The organism is Shewanella sp. 10N.286.51.B7 (assembly GCF_002873615.1).
Taxonomy (GTDB): Bacteria; Pseudomonadota; Gammaproteobacteria; order Enterobacterales; family Shewanellaceae; genus Shewanella; species Shewanella electrodiphila.
The window spans coordinates 1-19,753 of the sequence record NZ_MCUF01000038.1 but is presented as its reverse complement, the minus strand read 5'-3'; the positions used below and the strand labels follow the sequence as shown (position 1 = coordinate 19,753).

The 19,753-nt window shown below is 41.6% G+C and carries 14 protein-coding genes; 4 read left to right on the top strand and 10 right to left on the bottom strand.

The window, feature by feature from the left end; genetic code table 11:
- A partial coding sequence (gene recB, locus BCU84_RS12000) for an exodeoxyribonuclease V subunit beta (RefSeq protein WP_102528327.1) occupies nucleotides 1-2,720 on the top strand: 2,720 nt, incomplete at its 5' end.
- Nucleotides 2,717-4,747 carry an exodeoxyribonuclease V subunit alpha gene (gene recD, locus BCU84_RS11995; protein ID WP_102528326.1) on the top strand — a complete coding sequence of 677 codons (2,031 nt, stop codon included), beginning with the start codon at nucleotides 2,717-2,719 and terminating at the stop codon, nucleotides 4,745-4,747. The genes recB and recD, both read left to right, overlap by 4 nt.
- A gap of 116 nt (nucleotides 4,748-4,863) precedes the next feature.
- Here recD and BCU84_RS11990 read toward each other — a convergent pair whose 3' ends face one another.
- From BCU84_RS11990 to BCU84_RS11960, 7 genes are all read right to left on the bottom strand, one after another.
- Nucleotides 4,864-5,775 (bottom strand): DMT family transporter, encoded by a 912-nt coding sequence (locus BCU84_RS11990; RefSeq protein WP_198589574.1) that lies wholly within the window; start codon nucleotides 5,773-5,775, stop codon nucleotides 4,864-4,866.
- 334 nt (nucleotides 5,776-6,109) lie between these two features.
- A complete protein-coding gene (locus BCU84_RS11985) occupies nucleotides 6,110-6,715 on the bottom strand; it encodes a LysE family translocator (protein WP_102528325.1) in 606 nt (201 codons plus the stop codon).
- Between the two features lie 99 nt (nucleotides 6,716-6,814).
- Nucleotides 6,815-8,020 carry a 2-methylaconitate cis-trans isomerase PrpF gene (prpF, locus tag BCU84_RS11980; RefSeq protein ID WP_102528324.1) on the bottom strand — a complete coding sequence of 402 codons (1,206 nt, stop codon included), beginning with the start codon at nucleotides 8,018-8,020 and terminating at the stop codon, nucleotides 6,815-6,817.
- Nucleotides 8,021-8,143: 123 nt separating this feature from the next.
- On the bottom strand, nucleotides 8,144-10,753 hold the full coding sequence (gene acnD, locus BCU84_RS11975; protein WP_102528323.1) for a Fe/S-dependent 2-methylisocitrate dehydratase AcnD: 2,610 nt from the start codon (nucleotides 10,751-10,753) through the stop codon (nucleotides 8,144-8,146).
- Nucleotides 10,754-10,881: 128 nt separating this feature from the next.
- Nucleotides 10,882-12,006, bottom strand: a complete 1,125-nt coding sequence (gene prpC, locus BCU84_RS11970) for a 2-methylcitrate synthase (protein ID WP_102528322.1) — start codon at nucleotides 12,004-12,006, stop codon at nucleotides 10,882-10,884.
- Nucleotides 12,007-12,197: 191 nt separating this feature from the next.
- Nucleotides 12,198-13,076 carry a methylisocitrate lyase gene (prpB, locus tag BCU84_RS11965; protein WP_102528321.1) on the bottom strand — a complete coding sequence of 293 codons (879 nt, stop codon included), beginning with the start codon at nucleotides 13,074-13,076 and terminating at the stop codon, nucleotides 12,198-12,200.
- 120 nt (nucleotides 13,077-13,196) lie between these two features.
- Nucleotides 13,197-13,871, bottom strand: coding sequence for a GntR family transcriptional regulator (locus BCU84_RS11960; protein WP_102528320.1), 675 nt, complete (start codon nucleotides 13,869-13,871; stop codon nucleotides 13,197-13,199).
- Nucleotides 13,872-14,117: 246 nt separating this feature from the next.
- Here BCU84_RS11960 and BCU84_RS11955 point away from each other — a divergent pair, with 246 nt between their 5' ends.
- Together BCU84_RS11955 and BCU84_RS11950 are read left to right on the top strand one after the other, a co-directional pair.
- On the top strand, nucleotides 14,118-15,203 hold the full coding sequence (locus BCU84_RS11955) for an acyltransferase (protein ID WP_102528319.1): 1,086 nt from the start codon (nucleotides 14,118-14,120) through the stop codon (nucleotides 15,201-15,203).
- Nucleotides 15,204-15,521: 318 nt separating this feature from the next.
- Nucleotides 15,522-16,523, top strand: a complete 1,002-nt coding sequence (locus tag BCU84_RS11950) for a D-alanine--D-alanine ligase (protein ID WP_102528318.1) — start codon at nucleotides 15,522-15,524, stop codon at nucleotides 16,521-16,523.
- On the opposite strand, the gene BCU84_RS11945 is transcribed toward BCU84_RS11950, so the two are convergent.
- From BCU84_RS11945 to BCU84_RS11935, 3 genes are all read right to left on the bottom strand, one after another.
- On the bottom strand, nucleotides 16,520-16,825 hold the full coding sequence (locus BCU84_RS11945; protein WP_102528317.1) for a hypothetical protein: 306 nt from the start codon (nucleotides 16,823-16,825) through the stop codon (nucleotides 16,520-16,522). The two genes, BCU84_RS11950 and BCU84_RS11945, sit on opposite strands and share 4 nt — an antisense overlap.
- Nucleotides 16,826-17,059: 234 nt before the next feature.
- On the bottom strand, nucleotides 17,060-17,797 hold the full coding sequence (locus tag BCU84_RS11940) for a transporter substrate-binding domain-containing protein (RefSeq protein WP_102528316.1): 738 nt from the start codon (nucleotides 17,795-17,797) through the stop codon (nucleotides 17,060-17,062).
- Nucleotides 17,787-19,625, bottom strand: coding sequence for an ABC transporter substrate-binding protein (locus BCU84_RS11935; protein ID WP_102528315.1), 1,839 nt, complete (start codon nucleotides 19,623-19,625; stop codon nucleotides 17,787-17,789). The genes BCU84_RS11940 and BCU84_RS11935 overlap by 11 nt, the downstream gene beginning before the upstream one ends.
- Between the last annotated feature and the right edge of the window lie 128 nt (nucleotides 19,626-19,753).

Here is a 19,753-nt window from a genome sequence, read left to right as displayed (position 1 = left end):
CTGATACTGATACTGATACTAGCCAATCACAAGAGCAGTTAATTTCAAAACAGCTCGCTAATGCTATTGCTGCGCGTTTTCCTGTTGCGTTAATCGATGAATTCCAAGATACCGATCCACTACAGTTCGCTATTTTCTCGGCAATTTATCAACAACAAGCACAGTGGGATAAACTCAGCTTATTAATGATTGGCGATCCTAAACAAGCAATTTATGCCTTTCGCGGCGCTGATATTCACACTTATATTCAGGCCCGAAAACAAACCAAGGCGCACTATAACCTCGAAACAAACTACCGCTCATCGACTGCGTTAGTGAATGGGGTAAACCAATTATTTAGCCAACACGATGACCCATTTATCAGTGGTGCGATCCCTTATGACGTGGTCAATACGCCTAAAAGCGCTGATAGTAAAATCCTCAATGAAGCCACAGAAAATAGCGCAGCCTTACGAATAAAGTTACTGGCAGAAGATGACTCTGGCCTCAACAAAGTCATAGGCCGTAAGATATTGGCTGCCGATGCCGCCAGTGAGATCAAACGTCTATTAACTGAGTCGCAAAATGGCCAGTGCTACATGGCAGGTAAATCAAACACTCAAACGGGTAAGCCACTCATCGCCAAAGACATCGCCATTTTGGTTCGTGACCGTAATGAAGCTGCGGTAATGAAACAAGCCTTGAGCGAGCGACAAATTGGCGCAGTATTTTTGAGCCGAGACAGTGTATTTAAAACCCAAGAAGCGTTTGAAATTGCGATCATTTTACGTGCCTTAGCCAATCCTAAAGATGAACGTTGTTTACGCTCCGCTATGGCTACAGAACTTATGGGCTATAGCGCACAGCAAATCCATCAGTTCAATCAAGATGAAGAGCAGCGCCAAGACTTATTAGATAAATTTGCTCAGTGGCACCTACTGTGGAATCGCCATGGCATCATGCCGTCGCTACTATCTCTTGCCAGTGAAACAGAATTGATTAAGCGATTTTTAGCTAAAGGCGATCTCAATACATCGACGTCAAAACTAACATCAGCTTCAACAGATGAGACAAGTGCCACCGAGAGCGGAGAGCGCCGGTTAACCGATTTCCGTCATTTATCTGAATTATTGCAGCAAAAAGCCACTGAGCTCGATGGCAGCAGTGCATTAATTAACTGGTTTGAGCAACAGCTTATTGATGGCCAAGGTAGTGATGAGCAGCAACTTAGGCTTGAAAGCGAACAAAACCTTGTGCAAATCGTCACGATTCATAAGAGTAAAGGCCTTGAATACCCTGTGTGTTTTGTGCCTTTCATTAGTTTAGCCCGCGACAATCGTCGCAAGCCAACGCCAATGCTGTATCACCAAAATGATGAACTCATATGGGATGTTGAAGCCAGTAAGGAAGGTTGGGAGCAATATAAACAGGAAAATCTTGCTGAAGATTTACGCCTTTTATATGTGGCACTCACCCGCCCTGTTTATGTGTGTTACCTATATATTGCCAACCATAGCCGTATGCTAAAAGCGGGCATCAGCAGTCAGTTATTTGAAACCGCTATCGGTTATTTACTGGGTATTACCACTAAAGAGTGCGATTTTGAGCAGCTTAAATTGGCTGCAACAAAGCTTACTAACGATAAACACGGTCATCCTGTCGATGCGATTAGCATCAGTGAAATCGATGCAATTGATGATTCAGCATTATTGAGCGTTGAAAACAACGACCAAGAACCGCTACCAAAAACCTTAAGCCGTGATTACCAAACACCATGGCGAGTAGGCAGTTACTCAGGGCTTGTAAAACATTTAGCCCATGAAAAAGTCGCTCCTGGCGCCGATGACGAAGATTTCAGCCAAGAAATCCAAGCGCAATTTGAACCCAGCAGTGATATCAACCCCTTTGATACTGAAGCCGCTGAAAACGCAATTAACCGTTTCACTTTCGAGCGTGGCGCCAATGCCGGTAGCTTTATGCATTTAGTGTTGGAGTTATTTGATTTCACTCAGGCAGATAGCGAATTGCCTGAAGCGTTAGCCAAAGCGATGGACCAATATGGTTTTGACAAAGAAGTTTGGACCGAGACATTAATCCACTGGTACCAACAAATTTTGCACACACCGCTATTAACCGGTTATCAGCAGTGCGACCAGCAATTACTTAATTCAAGCGGCATACCGTTAACCTTGAGTGAATTAACGGAAAAACAAAAGCTGGTGGAGATGGAGTTTTATCTTCCCATTAGCCAATTAAAATCTGAGCAATTGAATCAATTACTCAGTCAATACGGCTATGATGCTGGGCTAGAGTTTGATGAATTACAGGGTATGCTGAAGGGATTTATCGATTTAACCTTTGAATTTAACGGCCAATTTTATATTGCCGATTATAAGTCTAACCATTTAGGTGATGACTATTCAGATTACAACATTGAAGCCATGGGCAATGCGATTAGCAGTCACCGTTATAACCTGCAATATATCTTGTATACCCTAGCGCTGCATCGATACTTGTCTCTACGTATGCCACATTACCAATACCAACAACATATTGGTGGCAGCTTTTACTTGTTCTTGCGTGGTATGAGCCCGCAAACACCACAATCTGGGGTATTTTTCGACAAACCGCCGCAAGCATTAATTGAGCAATTGGATATATTATTTAGTCAATCGAATGAGGCATCAGCTGCAGTGAGTCGCACGCCTTTGAATAATACGACAGTGGAGTCAACATCATGAGTCAATTACTCCAGCTGCAAGCGCCCATACATCAGCTACTAAAGCATTGGCAGCAACAAGGGCTTATTACCCCACTTGATCGCCATTTCGCTTTAGAAATGGCCAAGATACAGTCCAGTAAAAGTGATGAGTTTTTATTGTTCATCTGCACCCTACTAAGTCAGCAGTTATCCAGTCAGCACAGCTGTTTGGTCATCAGTGGGATAGATTTAGCTAATCCGTTTTGTGAGCAACAAGCCCTATGTAAGCTCAATGTCGATCACCAGCAGTTAACTGACTCAATTACCGAACTAGATTGTGTGGGAGAGCCTAGTGAAAATACTCCGATGATTTTCGAACATGGCCGTTTATACCTAAACAAGTATTATCATTTCGAAACCGAAGTGGCGAGTCGCTTAAATCAGATGGCGAATATTGACTTAACTGTCGATACCAATCTGTTACCCGCTTACCTTAACGACTTATTTGATGAGGCTAAGCCAGCGTCAGCACAAACCATTAATTGGCAAAAAGTGGCTACTGCAATGGCATTAACCAAAGCCCTAGCAGTGATTACCGGTGGCCCCGGTACTGGTAAAACGACCACAGTCACTAAACTATTATTATTGCTACTCACCCAGTCTGAGCTCAGCATAAAGTTAGTCGCCCCAACCGGCAAAGCGGCAGCGCGATTAAGTGAGTCAATCAAAGCCTCTAAAGCCCGTTTGTTTACCCAAGTGAGTCAAACAGGTAAACCAGAACTTCTCAAGGCGCTCAAAAATATCCCTGAAGAAGCTGCGACTTTACACCGATTACTTGGGGTTATTCCAAACTCCCATGCTTTTCGCCATAACAAAGACAACCCGTTACGATTAGATTTATTGGTGGTCGATGAAGCCTCAATGGTCGATTTACCCATGATGCATAAACTGCTCAATGCCTTACCCAGTCAAACAAGGTTGATATTGTTAGGCGATCAAGACCAACTCGCTTCAGTTGAAGCTGGCGCAGTCTTAGCTGATATCTGCTCTGGGCTTGCAAATACGGACTCATCGTCTGTGCAGCCGTGGAAAATGCGCTATTCCGCTAAACAAGCTGATTTACTTGAACAACTCACAAGTGAAGCCACCAGCGAGTTTATTCATCAATCGCCCATGATTGGTGACAACCTGTGTATGTTAATGCACAGTCACCGCTTTAAAGGTGATGCAGGGATTGGCTTATTAGCTAGTGCAGTAAACTATGTCGATATTCAAGGAGTCCGCCGAGAATGGCAGCATGGCCATCAAGAACTTACTTGGATTGAGCATCAAGCTGAAGGTCAAAGCTTGCCGTTAATGCAACTTTCGGTGGCAGCTTACAGTGAATATCTGCAGATGATCCTCGATAATCAGCATGTTTATGAACAAGCTAAACAGCTCAATGGTGAACAAGGTCATGAGCTAGGTTCCGTACAAGACAGTGATTACAATTCCCAGCGTCATCAGGCTGCAGATATTATCGAAAGCTTTAACAAATTCCGGATTTTGTGCGCCATGCGATCAGGTGAATTTGGCGTTGATGGTATTAACCTCGCCATCACCAATGTGCTTAAGCAAAATCATTGGATTAAGCCTAACCAGGAGTTTTATCTTGGCCGTCCAATCATTATCCAAAGTAACGATTACAACTTAGGTTTATTTAATGGCGATATTGGTTTGATTTTGCAGGACGAACAAAAACCTGAACGGCTCATGGCTTATTTTGTCAAAGCAGATGGTAGCTTATTGAAAGTACAACCCGCACGATTACCCCATCACGACAGTTGTTTTGCGATGACCGTACATAAAAGCCAAGGCAGTGAATTTGAACAAGTGGCGTTTGTGCTGCCACAAAAGCCCAGTAATGCGCAATGGCAACTGCTGACTAAAGAGCTGGTGTATACAGCAATTACCCGAGCTAAAGAACACTTTATCTGCTTAGGATCGCCTTATGTATTTGAACGCGCCTGTAAACAAGTGACCTCACGAGCATCAGGCTTGGCGCTGAGGTTATGGGGCAAATCATAAGCAGAATTACCCAGTTTTAAGAATATAATCGAAACTTAAGATATCAGTTTAGGATGTAAGATTTAGTACTGAGAAATAAATCCTAAGCTATTCAGCTAAGGCCGCTGTTAGCGGCTTTATTTTTTACTCTGACTCTTCCCCTGCACTACCATTAACATCCCCGTCAACACCACAATCGATGCAATCATTAAACGGCTAGTTAGGGTTTCAGCAACAAATATCACCCCACCAAAAGCGGCAATAACGGGTACAGAAAGTTGCACGACGGCAGCTTTAGTGGCGCTAAGTCCATTAAGCGCGACATACCAAATACTGTAACCCATTGCAGAGGTCACGCTGCCCGCGATAATCGCTAGCCATACACCTTTGTCACTTAATTCAAGCTGCCCTAAACTAACTAGAAATAATACCAGAACTAAAGGTATAGACCTGACGAAATTAGCACAAGTATCGCGTAGCGGCTGAGTTGTTTGTTTACCTTTTAGGGTATAAACACCCCAAGCAATACCTGAAATGGTCATAAATAATAAACCATCCATCGAAGGTGAGTTGATATCGGGAACAACTAAATACACAAACCCTACAAATGCCGTAATAACCCCAAGCCATTCAATCAGCTTGAGCCGCGCCCCCTTAATGATTGCAAGCAGGATCATGGTTAATTGCACTGCGGCAAACAAAATCAATGCGCCTGTGGCGGTATCAAGTAGTGTGTAGGCATTTGAAAAGCTGGCAGCGTAAACAAACAGCATCACACCACCTAACCAACTCCCAGCTGATTGATGTTGCTTTAGCATTAACTGTTGCTGCTTAATTAAAGATTGTTGATTATTCTTGCCCGTAACTTGAGCATCTGGATATCGAGGTTTTGTTAAAACCCCATTGATTTTTAAAATCAGTAATAAGGTTAACGCTCCGGATAATAAACGTATAACCGTAAAGCTCACCCAGTCAATGCTACCATCGCCCAGTGCTAAACGGCACAAAACAGAGTTCGCCGCAAAAGCTATCAATGCCAATATTGTCATCGATAAGGTTTTTACATTGGATTGTTGGATAAGGTAAACCTTCTAAGTGTTAATGGATGATTGTTGTGACTGATTGCAATAACTCGTTGCACTTACTTAGTTGCACTTACTTAGATGCACTTACTTAGTTGCACTTACTTAGTTGCACTTACTTAGATGCACTTGCTTAGATGCACATACTTAGATGCAGTTACTTAGTTGCACTTACTTAGTTGCACTTACTTAGATGCAATGGCTGAGTGAAAGCTCGACTTATATTAAACAAGATAACTTGAATCCCCCCAATCCACATAATGTCCTGTCGTCATAAGTTGTGACAAATCGTGATAACGAGTTAACTTGGCAAGCTAAACACCAAAGAAACTAACACAGTAATGACTAATAAGATCGCAAACACTAATCGAATAGCTTTAGCATGCTTTGGCGAAGAAAAAACTGGCTTTAATAAGCTGCCAAACACCAACCAAAGACTATCGACCAATGCTGCGACAACTATGCATATCACTGCTGTCATCAAATAACTGGTCGAAGAAGATGAAAGCGGTAGTAGAAACTGAGAGAAAATCGCGATAAAAGCGGCATAGGCTTTAGGGTTAAGTACATTCAACACTAAGCCATCTCTAAATTTAGGCGCTGACTGTTCTGCAATGTTTGGCACTACTGAAGCTGTAGCAATTTTATAGGCAATATAAACCATATACAGCGAAGCAATAATTTGACAGATAATTCGAAAGTTTGGATAAGCAATAAATAAGGCTGACAAGCCAAGTACCGTAGCCAGAATAACCAACAATAATCCTGACAATATGCCACACAAAAATGGCAGACCTTGTTTAACACCAAATGTAGCTCCTATTGCAGCAAGTGCAATGGGCACAGGGCCTGGTGAGCCTAATAATAAGCTTGTGGCAATAACTAACGTCATTAAGGATTCGATCAAAATAACATTCCCTATAAAAAAGGCTTATAACGTTATCGTTATAAGCCTTGAAAAATCGATATTTAACATTGTCTCTGATGATTAGGCCGCTTTAAATAATTAAAAGCTATCGCCCGGAACTCTAACCCAGCCTTCCATTAATACTCTTGCACTGCGACTCATACTGGCCTTGTTAACTTGCCAGTTGCCATCAGTTAATGTCGCTTCTGCGCCCACTTTAAGAGTGCCTGAAGGATGACCAAATATCACTTGAGTGCGAGACGTGCCACCAGCAGCTATATTTACCAATGAACCTTTAACCGCAGCGGCAGTGCCAATTGCCACAGCCGCCGTCCCCATCATCGCATGATGCAGTTTACCCATAGATAACGCTCTCACTTGCAAATCGATATCAGTGCGAGCAATGGCTTTACCACTTGATGATGTGTAATCACTGGGGGCAGATACAAATGCAATTTTCGGCGTATGTTGACGGGCTCTAGCCTCATCAATGTGCTCAATTAACCCCATTTTCACTGCACCATGGGCACGTAACATTTCAAAAAAAGCTAATGCATTTTCATCATTGTTAATGTCATCTTGCAGCTCATTCCCCTTGTAGCCAATATCAGTAGCGTTGACAAAAATGGTAGGAATACCCGCATTGATCATTGTCGCCTTTACCGATGAAATACCTTTAGCTTTAAACTCAGGGATAGATTGTGGCAGAATCAACTCATCAACCACATTACCCGTTGGAAACATAGCAGCATTCGCATCTGCTGGCGCCATGAACTCAACTAAGACTTCAGCGGCTGGAAATGTCACCCCATCAAGTTCAAAATCACCGGTTTCTTGCACTTCACCATTCACAATTGGCACATGGGCGACAATGGTTTTATTAATGTTGGCTTGCCAAATACGAACGACAGCAATGCCATTTTGCGGAATACGGCTCGTATCCACTAAACCATTTGAAATGGCAAATGAGCCCACTGCAGCCGTTAAATTACCGCAGTTACCACTCCAATCAACAAAGGGTTTATCAATCGCCACTTGGCCAAATAGGTAGTCAACATCATGATCAGCTTGACTACTTTTAGATAAAATAACCGTTTTACTGGTACTTGAGGTTGCCCCGCCCATACCATCAGTTTGCTTGCCATAAGGGTCTGGACTACCAATCACTCTTAGCAATAACGCATCTCGCGCCGCGCCCGCAATTTGAGCGGTTTCAGGTAAATCAGTTAACTTGAAAAACACCCCTTTACTGGTGCCGCCACGCATATAGGTTGCAGGGATTTTAATTTGTGGAATATGAGACATATTATTTCCTAGACTATCGACAAGAACCGACAAAATCGGTAAAAACCGATAAAAATAAATGCGAAAAGGCCGACGCTTAACTTACTAAAGCGCCGCCTTTTGTGATGAATTTAACACCAATAATTATTGGTTCGCTTCTAAAAAGTCTTGAGCAAAGCGCTGTAAAATGCCGCCCGCTTCATAAACCGACAACTCCTCAGCAGTATCTAAACGACACTTCACCGTCACTTCTGTCTGTGAACCATCACGGCGATGGATAACTAACGTCATCATTGCACCAGGTGTGCGCTCGCCAATAATATCGAAAGTTTCAGTGCCATCAATTTGATAAGTTTGACGCGTTTCACCATTAATAAATTCAACCGGTAACACGCCCATTCCCACAAGGTTTGTACGGTGAATACGCTCAAAGCCTTCAGCGACAATCACTTCAACGCCCGCTAAGCGAACCCCTTTGGCTGCCCAGTCACGACTTGAACCTTGACCGTAATCTTTACCAGCAATAATCACCAATGGCTGCTTACGATCCATATAGGTTTCAATTGCTTCCCACATGCGGCTTTCTTGCCCTTCTGGCTCAATGCGAGCATAGGAGCCTTGTTTGGTTTGGCCGTTGTGTTGCACCATTTCATTAAGCAATTTCGGGTTGGCAAACGTCGCACGTTGAGCGGTTAAATGATCGCCTCGATGGGTCGCATAAGAGTTAAAGTCTTCTTCTGGCAAGCCCATTTTATCAAGGTAAGCACCGGCGGCACTATCAAGCATAATCGCGTTTGATGGTGATAAATGATCGGTAGTGATGTTGTCACCTAATACCGCTAATGGACGCATGCCTTTCATGGTGCGCTCACCCGCTAATGCGCCTTCCCAATAAGGAGGGCGACGGATATAGGTGCTCTGAGGACGCCAATCATACTGTGGATCAATCTTTGCTGAAGAGCCATCTTGTAAAGAGCCATAGTCCACTTTTATATCAAACATAGGCTCATACACTTTGCGAAATTGCTCAGGTTTAACGCTTTGAGCAATAACAGCATCGATTTCAGCATCAGATGGCCACAAATCTTTTAAGCGAATGTCATTACCCTCGTTATCTTGACCAAGCACATCTTTTTCAATATCAAAACGAATGGTGCCAGCAATAGCATAGGCAACAACCAGTGGCGGTGATGCTAAAAACGCTTGTTTAGCGTAAGGGTGAATACGACCATCAAAATTTCGGTTACCCGATAACACTGCAGTGGTGTATAAGTCGCGTTCAATCACTTCTTTTTGAATAACTGGATCAAGTGCGCCACTCATACCATTACAAGTGGTACAGGCAAAACCGACAATACCAAAGCCTAGGGCTTCAAGTTCAGTTAATAAGTTGGCATCTTCAAGATAGAGCTGAACCGCTTTAGAGCCAGGCGCCAGTGACGTTTTAACCCAAGGTTTACGAGTCAGGCCTTTAGCATTAGCGTTACGGGCTAATAAACCAGCAGCAATGACATTGCGTGGATTTGAAGTATTAGTACAACTGGTAATAGCGGCAATAATACAAGCGCCATCAGGCATCAAACCCGTTTCGTTTTCAACTTTGCCACTAATCCCTTGCTTAGCCAAATCACTCGTAGATACACGGCGATGCGGGTTAGAAGGTCCTGCGATATTGCGGCCAACGCTTGATAAATCAAAACGTAAAACACGCTCGTATTCAGCATTTTCTAGTGAGTCTGCCCATAAACCATTGGCTTTAGCATAGGTTTCCACCAATTTAACTTGGCTATCTTCACGACCTGTTAATGTCAGATAGTCTAAGGTTTTGTCATCGATGTAGAACATCGCTGCAGTCGCACCAAACTCTGGGGTCATGTTTGAAATTGTTGCACGATCGCCCAATGTCAGATTAGCAGCACCTTCACCGTAAAACTCAAGATAAGTTGAAACCACTTTTTGTTCACGTAAAAATTCAGTGATAGCTAACACTATATCGGTGGCGGTTATACCAGCTTGGCGTTTGCCAACTAACTCAACGCCAACGATATCAGGCAGACGCATCCATGATGGACGGCCAAGCATTACGCTTTCAGCTTCTAATCCACCAACACCGATTGCAATGACACCAAGTGCATCTACATGTGGTGTATGACTGTCGGTACCCACTAAGGTATCAGGAAATGCCACGCCTTCACGTGCTTGTATCACTGGTGACATTTTCTCAAGATTGATTTGATGCATGATGCCGTTACCCGGCTGGATCACATCAATATTTTCAAAGGCCGTCTTAGTCCAATTAATAAAATGGAAACGATCATCGTTACGTCTATCTTCAATGGCGCGGTTTTTCTCAAAAGCATCTTTCTCAAAACCTGCGTGTTCCACTGCCAAAGAGTGATCGACAATAAGTTGGGTTGGTACTACAGGGTTAACTTTTGCAGGATCCCCGCCTTTTTTTGCAATCGCATCACGTAGACCGGCTAAATCGACTAACGCAGTTTGGCCTAAAATATCATGACAGACCACACGTGCAGGATACCAAGGAAAATCTAAATCGCGTTTGCGATGAATAATTTGTTTGAGTGAATTAGTAAGTGTTTCAGGTGAGCAGCGACGTACTAAATTCTCGGCATAAACACGAGAAGTATAAGGCAGTTTTTCAAAAGCCCCTGGCTCAATATCGTTGATTGCAGCTTGTGTATCAAAGTAATCAAGCGATGAACCTGCAAGCGGTTTTCTATAGTTAGCGTTCATAACTACATCCATTGTTATTTGTTTTATGTAGGCAAATCTTAAGTGACAAAGCTGATCTAAAGGTTAGCGAAAAGATTTGCTAAAAGACTGACGAAAAAGGCTAACGTAATGTCGTTAGCCTTTAAGGTTTATCTTTCGCTAATTGGCGTTACTGTACGAGGTTCAGCCCCTGTATAATCAGCACTTGGTCTGATAATACGGTTATTAGTACGCTGCTCCATCACATGCGCAGCCCAGCCTGTTAAGCGTGAACAAACAAAAATAGGCGTAAATAACTTAGTTGGAATACCCATGAAGTGATATGCCGATGCATGGAAGAAATCTGCATTACAGAATAACTTTTTGCTATCCCACATGAACTCTTCACATGCAACAGAAATATCATAAAGGCTGGTATTGCCAAATTCATCTGCAAGCTTTTCAGACCAGGCTTTAATGATCACATTACGCGGGTCTGAGGTGCGGTAAATCGCATGACCAAAGCCCATAATTTTTTCTTTACGCTCAAGCATGCCTGCCATTTGTGTTTTAGCATCGCTTGGTGAAGTAAATTTTTGAATCATATCCATAGCCGCTTCATTCGCGCCGCCATGAAGAGGTCCACGCAGGGTACCGATAGCACCCGTAATACAAGAGTACATGTCTGATAAAGTTGATGCACAAACACGAGCGGTAAAGGTAGAAGCATTAAATTCATGCTCAGCATATAGAATAAGTGACACGTCCATTACTTTACGATGCTGCTCAGAAGGCGTTTCACCGCGTAATAGCTTTAAGAAATGGCCACCAATTGTATCTTCATCGGTCACACAATCAATTTCTACGCCTTCATGGCTGAATTTATACCAGTAGCACATGATGGCTGGGAAAGCGGCAAGCAGACGATTGGCAGCTGTATTTTGCTCTGTAAAATCAACTTCTGGCTCAAGGTTACCTAGGAATGAACAACCCGTACGCATCACATCCATTGGATGTGCATCTGCAGGAATACGCTGCAATACTTCTTTAAGTGCTTGCGGTAAATCACGCTGTGCTTTTAGGCCTGCTTTGTATGTTGCTAACTGGTCTAGGTTAGGTAATTCACCGTTAAATAATAAATATGCGACTTCCTCGAAGGTGGCATTTTCAGATAAATCAGCCACATCATAACCACAATACGTTAAACCAGAACCTGATTTACCCACTGTACATAATGCTGTTTCACCTGCGCTTTGACCGCGAAGGCCTGCGCCACTTAATTTCTTGTCTACCATAATGATGTCCTATTCTTTTATGTTCTATTTCTTATGATCAATTTCTTATGATCTGAGCTTTGTAGGGGGCGGTTAAACCACACTATTTAACCTATCCATTTGCGAGTAACTTACCTTGTCCCAAAACAAGATTTGTGCACTTTTTATACAAACACACTCACAATTGGAGATATTTTATAAATAACTCACGTTTACTTGTTTTTGCCTTCAGCAAATAAGCTATCTAGCTTTTGCTCGTAATCGTGGTAACCCAAGTAATCGTACAAATCCATGCGGGTTTGCATCGTGTCGACAACGGCTTTTTGATCGCCATCTTTTAATATTGCGCTGTAAACATTTTCAGCGGCTTTATTCATCGCACGAAATGCACTTAATGGGTAAAGCACCATGTCAGCGCCCCACTCGCCTAGCTGCTCTTTGTTCCAAAGTTCTGTTTGACCAAACTCAGTGATATTGGCCAAAATCGGCACATCTAATGCTTCAGAAAATGCACGATAATGTTCTTCAGTTTTAACCGCTTCAGCAAAAATGCCGTCAGCACCCGCTGCAACATAAGCTTTAGCACGAGCGATTGCAGCTTCTAAGCCTTCTTGAGCAAATGAGTCTGTACGTGCCATGATGAAAAAGTCTGGGTCAATACGCGCATCAACTGCTGCTTTAATGCGATCAACCATTTCATCAGTTGACACGATTTCTTTATTCGGGCGATGACCGCAACGTTTTTGCGCCACTTGATCTTCCATGTGCACTGCTGCTGCGCCGGCTTTTTCCATATCGCGAATGGTTTTAGCGATATTGAAAGCACCGCCCCAACCAGTATCAATATCAACCATCAAAGGCAAATCACATGCTGATGTAATACGCTGTACATCAACAATGACATCATTGAGTGACGTCATTCCTAGATCTGGTAAACCGTATGATGCATTTGCTACGCCGCCACCCGAAAGATAAATGGCTTGATGACCAATTTGCTTTGCCATCATTGCAGAATAAGCATTGATAGTACCGACAATTTGTAATGGTTTATTGTCAGCTAGTGCTTGACGAAATTTTTTGCCTGCGCTCATGACTTCCCTCTCTTTTTTATGCTTTAAGCAGTATGAATTGCTAACTGGTTGATTATTCTTTTTACTATTTACTGTTCGTAATATATTTATTAATTGTTACTTCTAGTTGATAGCTACTTTCTAGTTGATAACTAATTTGGTTTCTAACTTGGTTTCGATATTTGCTTTCGAGTACATGATATGACGACGCATTAGCATTTCTGCCAGCTCTTCATCACGATTCGAAATCGCTTTAACGATATGTTTATGCTCATCAAATGCGGTTGTGACTCTTGGCCCCGCCATACCGAGTTGTACGCGATACATACGAATAAGGTGATACATACCTTCAAGAAGAACTGTAATGAGGTGCTTGTTTTTGCTGCCAATTATGATGCGGTAATGAAAATCGACATCACCCGCTTCTTGGTAATAGGACTCTCCTGTTTGAACTTCATCAAAATGACGGTTAAGTAATCCATTTAAATCTGCAATCTCAGACTCTGTCATATTCTTAGCAGCCAATCTTGCTGCCATGCCTTCTAAAGATTCTCGAACTTGATACAGTTCAATTAAGCCTTCAGGCGTTAACGCCACTACTCTAGCGCCAACATTAGCTTTACGTTCCACCAAATGGCATGACTCTAAGCGATTGATCGCCTCACGAATGATAGCTCTACTGACTTGGTACTTTGTCGACAGCTCAGTTTCACTAAGCTTTGAACCCGCATGAATCTCACCTTCAACAATATCTTTGCGTAATTCAAAGAAAGTCTTATCGGCTGCAGTTATTGGCTGTTCGTTAAAGAATGTCATTGGAATATGATTGAACTCTACTTCGAATAATTGTCGACAATATAGGCTTATTCATGAGTATGGTCAATATAAAACCTACACATTGTCGACAAAGGTCTAACGTGCACGTCAAGATTTCAATACATTTCGAATGAGCATAAGAGGATTCAAACAAGCAAGGTTAATAGTTGTTATTTATTAACAATAAAAGCACAATGGAGTAACACTGATATTTCTAACTAAATAATAATAGAATCAAGGCTTAATATGTCAGATAGCGCTGAGTCACCAAGGGTAAATCCTGCTGAAAAAAAAGGCTTTTTAAACAGCATTAATCATTTTCGTGGTATAGCGATTATTTTTATCGTTATGGCTCATTGTTATAGGCCTGCAGGTTGGGAAGTTGAAACCCTTGCAGATAAAGCTTGGTTCAACTTAATGATGAATGGCACAGTATTTTTTGTGTTTATTTCTGGTTTTTTATTCCATCACGTGTTTTATCACCGTTGGGACTATAAAAAATACATGAAGAACAAAACCAAATTTGTCTTTTTGCCATACATACTGTTATCGCTACCTTGGATATTCTGGCATTTGACGGTAGGTACTGATCCAGCGCTACATGTGATGTATGCCGACATTGAAAAGCCTGCTGTAGCAGCAAGCTGGTATGTCATCACAGGTAGGACCCTAACAGCTTACTGGTATATCCCAATGGGAATGATGTTATTTGCCCTTTCGCCTTGGGTCATGCATTTAATTAAACGCCAGCACCTTCTGATAGTTGCTGTACCACTGTTTATTATTGCGATGTTAATTCACCGACCTGAATCAAACCTCAATGCTATACAATCACTTTTTTATTTTTTACCTGTTTATTTATTGGGTGTTTGGGGTTCAGCTCATCGAGACAAACTTTTCCCATTCATCGATAAGTACTGGGCAGTCATGCTGCTGTTAGCCATTGGATTAGCTGTTGCACAAGCTCATTGGTTTGGTGCTGGCACCCTTAATAAAGCGGCGCTAGAGTTCACTGTTCCGGATTTAATGTTGCCACAAAAAATGTTGCTCACATTTGTGATATTGGCCATTTTGAATAAGTTTGAACATATCAGTATTAAACCCCTACAAAAATTAGCAGAAGTCAGCTTTGCCATATATTTCATCCACCCTTGGATAACAACGCCTTGGTGGATGATATATAACAGTCCAGATATTTTCGGTTTTGAAGGAAGTGGCAACCTGCTTACGACATTAGTCGTTACGATGGGAGTAATAATCGTTTCATACTTTATCGCTACCGCTATTAAGACAATATTGAGCAAGAAAAGTCGCTATATTATCGGTTGGTAAGTGTCATCAATCGCAGTTTCATGACTTGTATTTGCCTAATAAAAAGCACCTATTAACGAGCATTTCATAAAAAGTATCTCGTAAAGACAGCTAGCGCAAAAACTAAGCCTTGTTATGAATAATAAGGCTTTTTATTTTACTCTTTGAAGCTCACTGAATCCCGTATAACAATTTATGACCCCTGTGTAAGAATTAATGACTGCGATTGTTGATTTGATAAGCAGTTATCTAAAACCTTGCTTGCACTAAACCTTCTCAGTTCATTATCATGAGTACACAACAAACCAGTTTTACACGGTCAACTTCTCTCGGGGCTTTATGACAATTATCAATGTACTTCTAATCTGCGGCGGCGGCAGCGCTGAACATGACGTTTCAGTATTGTCAGCAAACTATTTTGAATCGTCATTAGCTAAGTCAGATAGAATAAACCTACTGAGACTAGAGCTTGATGGTAATGGCCATTACTTTGATCAAGATGGTCACCGCTGCGAGTTAACCAGTCGCCGTGAAGTGCGTTTTGATGACCAAAACAAACCCGCTTGGCCTGTTGATTATGCTATTCCTTGTATTCATGGTTTCCCAGGTGAAACCGGTGATATTCAATCGTATTTTAATCTTATTCAACTGCCTTATTTTGGCTGTGAATCTGAAGCATCAAGCAACTGCTTTAATAAAATCACCGCCAAAATGTGGTTCACAGCGCTCGGTATTCCTAACACGCCATATATCTTCCTAAATGATATGAACCAAGATGCCATTGAGCAGACTCAAACGGCACTCAATGAGTGGGGTTCGGTATTTGTAAAAGCGGCATCTCAAGGTTCATCTGTTGGCTGCTACAAAGTTGATAATGTGTCGCAAGTTGAGCAAGTTTTAAAAGACGCATTCAGTTTCGCACCCTCAGTGGTGGTTGAAAAAACCATTGTTGCTCGAGAATTAGAAGTTGCGGTGTATGAGTATCAAGGAAAAGTGATTGCCACACTGCCAGGGGAAATTATTTGCGCCAGCAATACGTTTTACACTTTTGAAGAAAAGTATAATGCCAGTAGCAAAGCCAGAACCGATGTTGTAGCCCAAAACTTATCTAAAGAAGTGGCAGAGCAAATCAGAGAGTACGCGATTAAAGCATTTAAAGGGATGAAGTTAAGACACTTATCAAGAATTGATTTCTTTTTGACTGATAAAAATGAGATTTTGTTAAACGAAATTAATACCTTCCCTGGCTCGACTCCTATTTCGATGTTCCCCAAAATGCTCCAAAATCACGGTGAGGATTTTACCGCTTACCTTGTAGATAGCATCGAAAGTCAGCTTTAGCGCGACATATTAATAGAAATGATATTGGAAAATGTTTGCTGATGGCCAGCATTTTCTAATTCATCTCGCCAAGGGTTATCCTGCACTTTTACCATATAAAAATGCTGCCTGTATGTGTCTGTCACAAACGCAATACCGTGCTGCATCAACTCATAATGAATATCATTGATAAACACCAACGAGAAGCCTTGTCTTCCAGTTAATTGATTAATATCTTCTCTTGTTAAACTGACACCAGACTCTAATTGATCAAATTGCAGCTTAAGCCAATTAGCAAAATCTTTAGAACTCACCATAGACATAATACCCCTCCAAACAAAGCTCATATTGTTATCAGCGGATATCTCATCCGTTGAGAGCTGGCTGAATATGATAAGTATAGTTTGTTAAGGAAATTTTATACGAGACAATACTTTTTATAGACTAAACAGGAGTAGATCTAGCACTTTAGTACTGATTGCATTCCAATAAACCTGAGCGATTAGCGAATAATTTTATCATTTCGTATGATATCAGTTCAGATGTCTGTCCATCCCTCACAACGAAGCTCCGTAGGCTAAATTGATTTTCGCCATAAAGCCATCTTGATACATTTCATTTAGTGCATTGACCAACGCCTGATGTTTAGATACATCTAAAGCCTCATTACACGCCATCGCCCGTAAAGATGTGTGGAATATAAGTTCAGGTTGACCTAATTGCGTTTTTGATTGCGTCATTAATGCCTTAGCACTAATCAACTCCGCTGCCCAAAGGTCGATTCGGCCTCTATCAAGTTTCTTAATATTTAATCCATCTTCGTTTGTAAGCTGAACCTGATAACGAAACGAATCTAAATATTCACTAATGCCACTGCCTAAATAAGTGCCGATAGACAAATGCTTAGCATCTTGAAGCGTTACCAAAGGGATTGATTTACTTTTCGCACTGAATAAACCATATCTTGAAACTAAAATAGGCCCAACCCAGCGATATTCACTCTCTATCTGTTGGGTGCGAACTATAGGTAACACACAAACATTTGGGTCTCTTGCGGTCATCGTTAAGCCACGTTTAAGTGGGTTAAATATCACTTTGTATTCCATATTTGCACGAGTGAATAACTCATCAATGATGTCAATAATCATGCCTTGATGATGAGCATCAGTTTGCTCTGCAAAAGGTACGTGCTGATAGGTATATACCGTGATTTCAGAAGCAGATACAGAAGTGACAGCATTGATTGATAAATACCAAACACACAACAATAAATAAGCTAGCTTTTTACCAAGCATTTATTGCCTCCTCAAAAGGTAAGGTTTTTCCTTTTACTTCTTCTGGCATTAACTGCTTTGGCGAGCCAGGTTTATTTAACCAAATTGATGGTTTTACCTGCTTATTCACTTTTGGCCCGCAAATTAAATCTTGATCTTGCAAACGAATTAAATGCTGATCTATTTGCGCAGCTAAAGCATTCATTCCATCAGTAACAGATAACTCACCTTCAATAATACGACTGATAGCTTGCCACCAATAACCAGCCATACCGGGATAGTCTGGTACATTGGTGCCTGTTGGTGTCCAAACATCCCTTGCATGGCTTCGATAAAACTCTACTAGCCCACCAAGATAAGGAGCTTGTTCAGTCATAATATCTGATGCGATGTCCGATTGACGTATTGGCGTTGCGCCGACTAACGTTTTCTTTAGTGAAACCGTTTTAGACACAACAAACTGTGCATATAGCCAAGCTGCAATTTGATTTTCTTCTGGAGTGTGATTTAAAAAAGTCCAAGCACCAGTATCTTGATAACCTGATTTCATGCCTTTTTGCCAATACTTGCCTACAGGTGAAGGTGCAACACGCCACTTAGGGGTGCCATCATTATTCATCACCGATAAACCCTTTTTTGTGTAATCAGGCACAAAGGCGGTATACCAAAATATTTGTTGGGCAATATTGCCTTTGGCAGCCCAATCCCCAGACTCTGAGAACGTTAACTGTTTCGCTTCAGGAGGCGCGTATTTTATTAGCCACTCTTTATACTTCTCTATAGCATAAATCGCTGCTGGACTATTTAGTGCTCCACCTCGTTCAACACTAGCGCCCACTGGACGGCAATCTTCAACACGGATGCCCCACTCATCTACAGGAAGTCCATTAGGTAAGCCTTTGTCACCTACTCCAGCCATAGACAACCATGCATCCGAAATACGCCAACCTAAAGAAGGATCAGATTTAGCGAAATCCATATGACCATATACTTTGGCACCTGCGATTTCGCCAATATCATTGGTAAAAAAGTTGGCAATATCTTCATAGGCTTGCCAGTTCTGAGGAATTCCTAAGGGGTAACCATATTTTGATTCAAATCGCTTTTGATAATCTGAATTAGCAAACCAATCACTCCTATACCAATATAAGTTTGCAAACTGCTGATCAGGTAGTTGATAAATTTTCCCGTCAGGTCCTGTAGTAAAAGCAAGCCCAATGAAGTCGCTTAAATCGAGCGTTGGTAAGGTGAAATCTTTTGCGTGATGATTGATTAGATCAGTAATCGACATTACATGCTGCTGCCTAAAGTGACTGCCAATTAGATCACTATCACTGATATAAGCATCATAAAGTCGCTGACCTGTCATCAATTGAGCTGAAAACTTTTTAATCACATCATCTTCATTCGTCAACTCATGAATAACGTGAATACCTGTAATGTCGAAGAAAGCTTTAGCTAGCACATTGGCTTCGTATTGATGAGTATTTATTCGCTCCGACACCACCCGAATTTCCATTCCCTTAAAAGCTTGTGCTTTATGCTGAAACCACAGCATCTCTTTTTTCTGTTCAGCTAAAGATAAAGTAGATGGTTGAAATTCAGATTTTAGCCATTGAAGCTGCTGAGGGTTAAGCTGCTGTTCATAGGTATCTTGTTGAGTATGGTCAAGCTGCGAGTTTACGAGAAGTTTGCCTTGAGGATCAGCTTTATCAAATATTTGAGGTTCGGCAGCGCTAACAGTAGTAGCGACAACAGCCGTACTAAGCGTGACTGAGACTACAACTCTCAGTAAGACTTTAGTGATGATTACAATACTAGTGTTCAATAATGGTATCAATTTCTGCATGCATCCTGCTTCAGTGTTCGAATCAAGATAAGTTAGCCAAATTAAGTCTTTATTACTACTGAATTATTTATCTATTTAATATAGCCCTATATGTATGAAAAAGGCCAGCTAATGCTGGCCTTTTATTG

Coding starts and splice junctions, on each gene's coding strand:
- BCU84_RS11955 (WP_102528319.1), top strand. CDS start 14,118: ATGTCAGATAGCGCTGAGTCACCAAGGGTAAATCCTGCTGAAAAAAAA.
- BCU84_RS11990 (WP_198589574.1), bottom strand. CDS start 5,775: ATGACAATATTGGCATTGATAGCTTTTGCGGCGAACTCTGTTTTGTGC.
- acnD (WP_102528323.1), bottom strand. CDS start 10,753: ATGAACGCTAACTATAGAAAACCGCTTGCAGGTTCATCGCTTGATTAC.
- BCU84_RS11945 (WP_102528317.1), bottom strand. CDS start 16,825: ATGTCTATGGTGAGTTCTAAAGATTTTGCTAATTGGCTTAAGCTGCAA.
- BCU84_RS11960 (WP_102528320.1), bottom strand. CDS start 13,871: ATGACATTCTTTAACGAACAGCCAATAACTGCAGCCGATAAGACTTTC.
- BCU84_RS11940 (WP_102528316.1), bottom strand. CDS start 17,797: ATGCTTGGTAAAAAGCTAGCTTATTTATTGTTGTGTGTTTGGTATTTA.
- BCU84_RS11950 (WP_102528318.1), top strand. CDS start 15,522: ATGACAATTATCAATGTACTTCTAATCTGCGGCGGCGGCAGCGCTGAA.
- prpF (WP_102528324.1), bottom strand. CDS start 8,020: ATGTCTCATATTCCACAAATTAAAATCCCTGCAACCTATATGCGTGGC.
- prpB (WP_102528321.1), bottom strand. CDS start 13,076: ATGAGCGCAGGCAAAAAATTTCGTCAAGCACTAGCTGACAATAAACCA.
- BCU84_RS11935 (WP_102528315.1), bottom strand. CDS start 19,625: ATGCAGAAATTGATACCATTATTGAACACTAGTATTGTAATCATCACT.
- prpC (WP_102528322.1), bottom strand. CDS start 12,006: ATGGTAGACAAGAAATTAAGTGGCGCAGGCCTTCGCGGTCAAAGCGCA.
- recD (WP_102528326.1), top strand. CDS start 2,717: ATGAGTCAATTACTCCAGCTGCAAGCGCCCATACATCAGCTACTAAAG.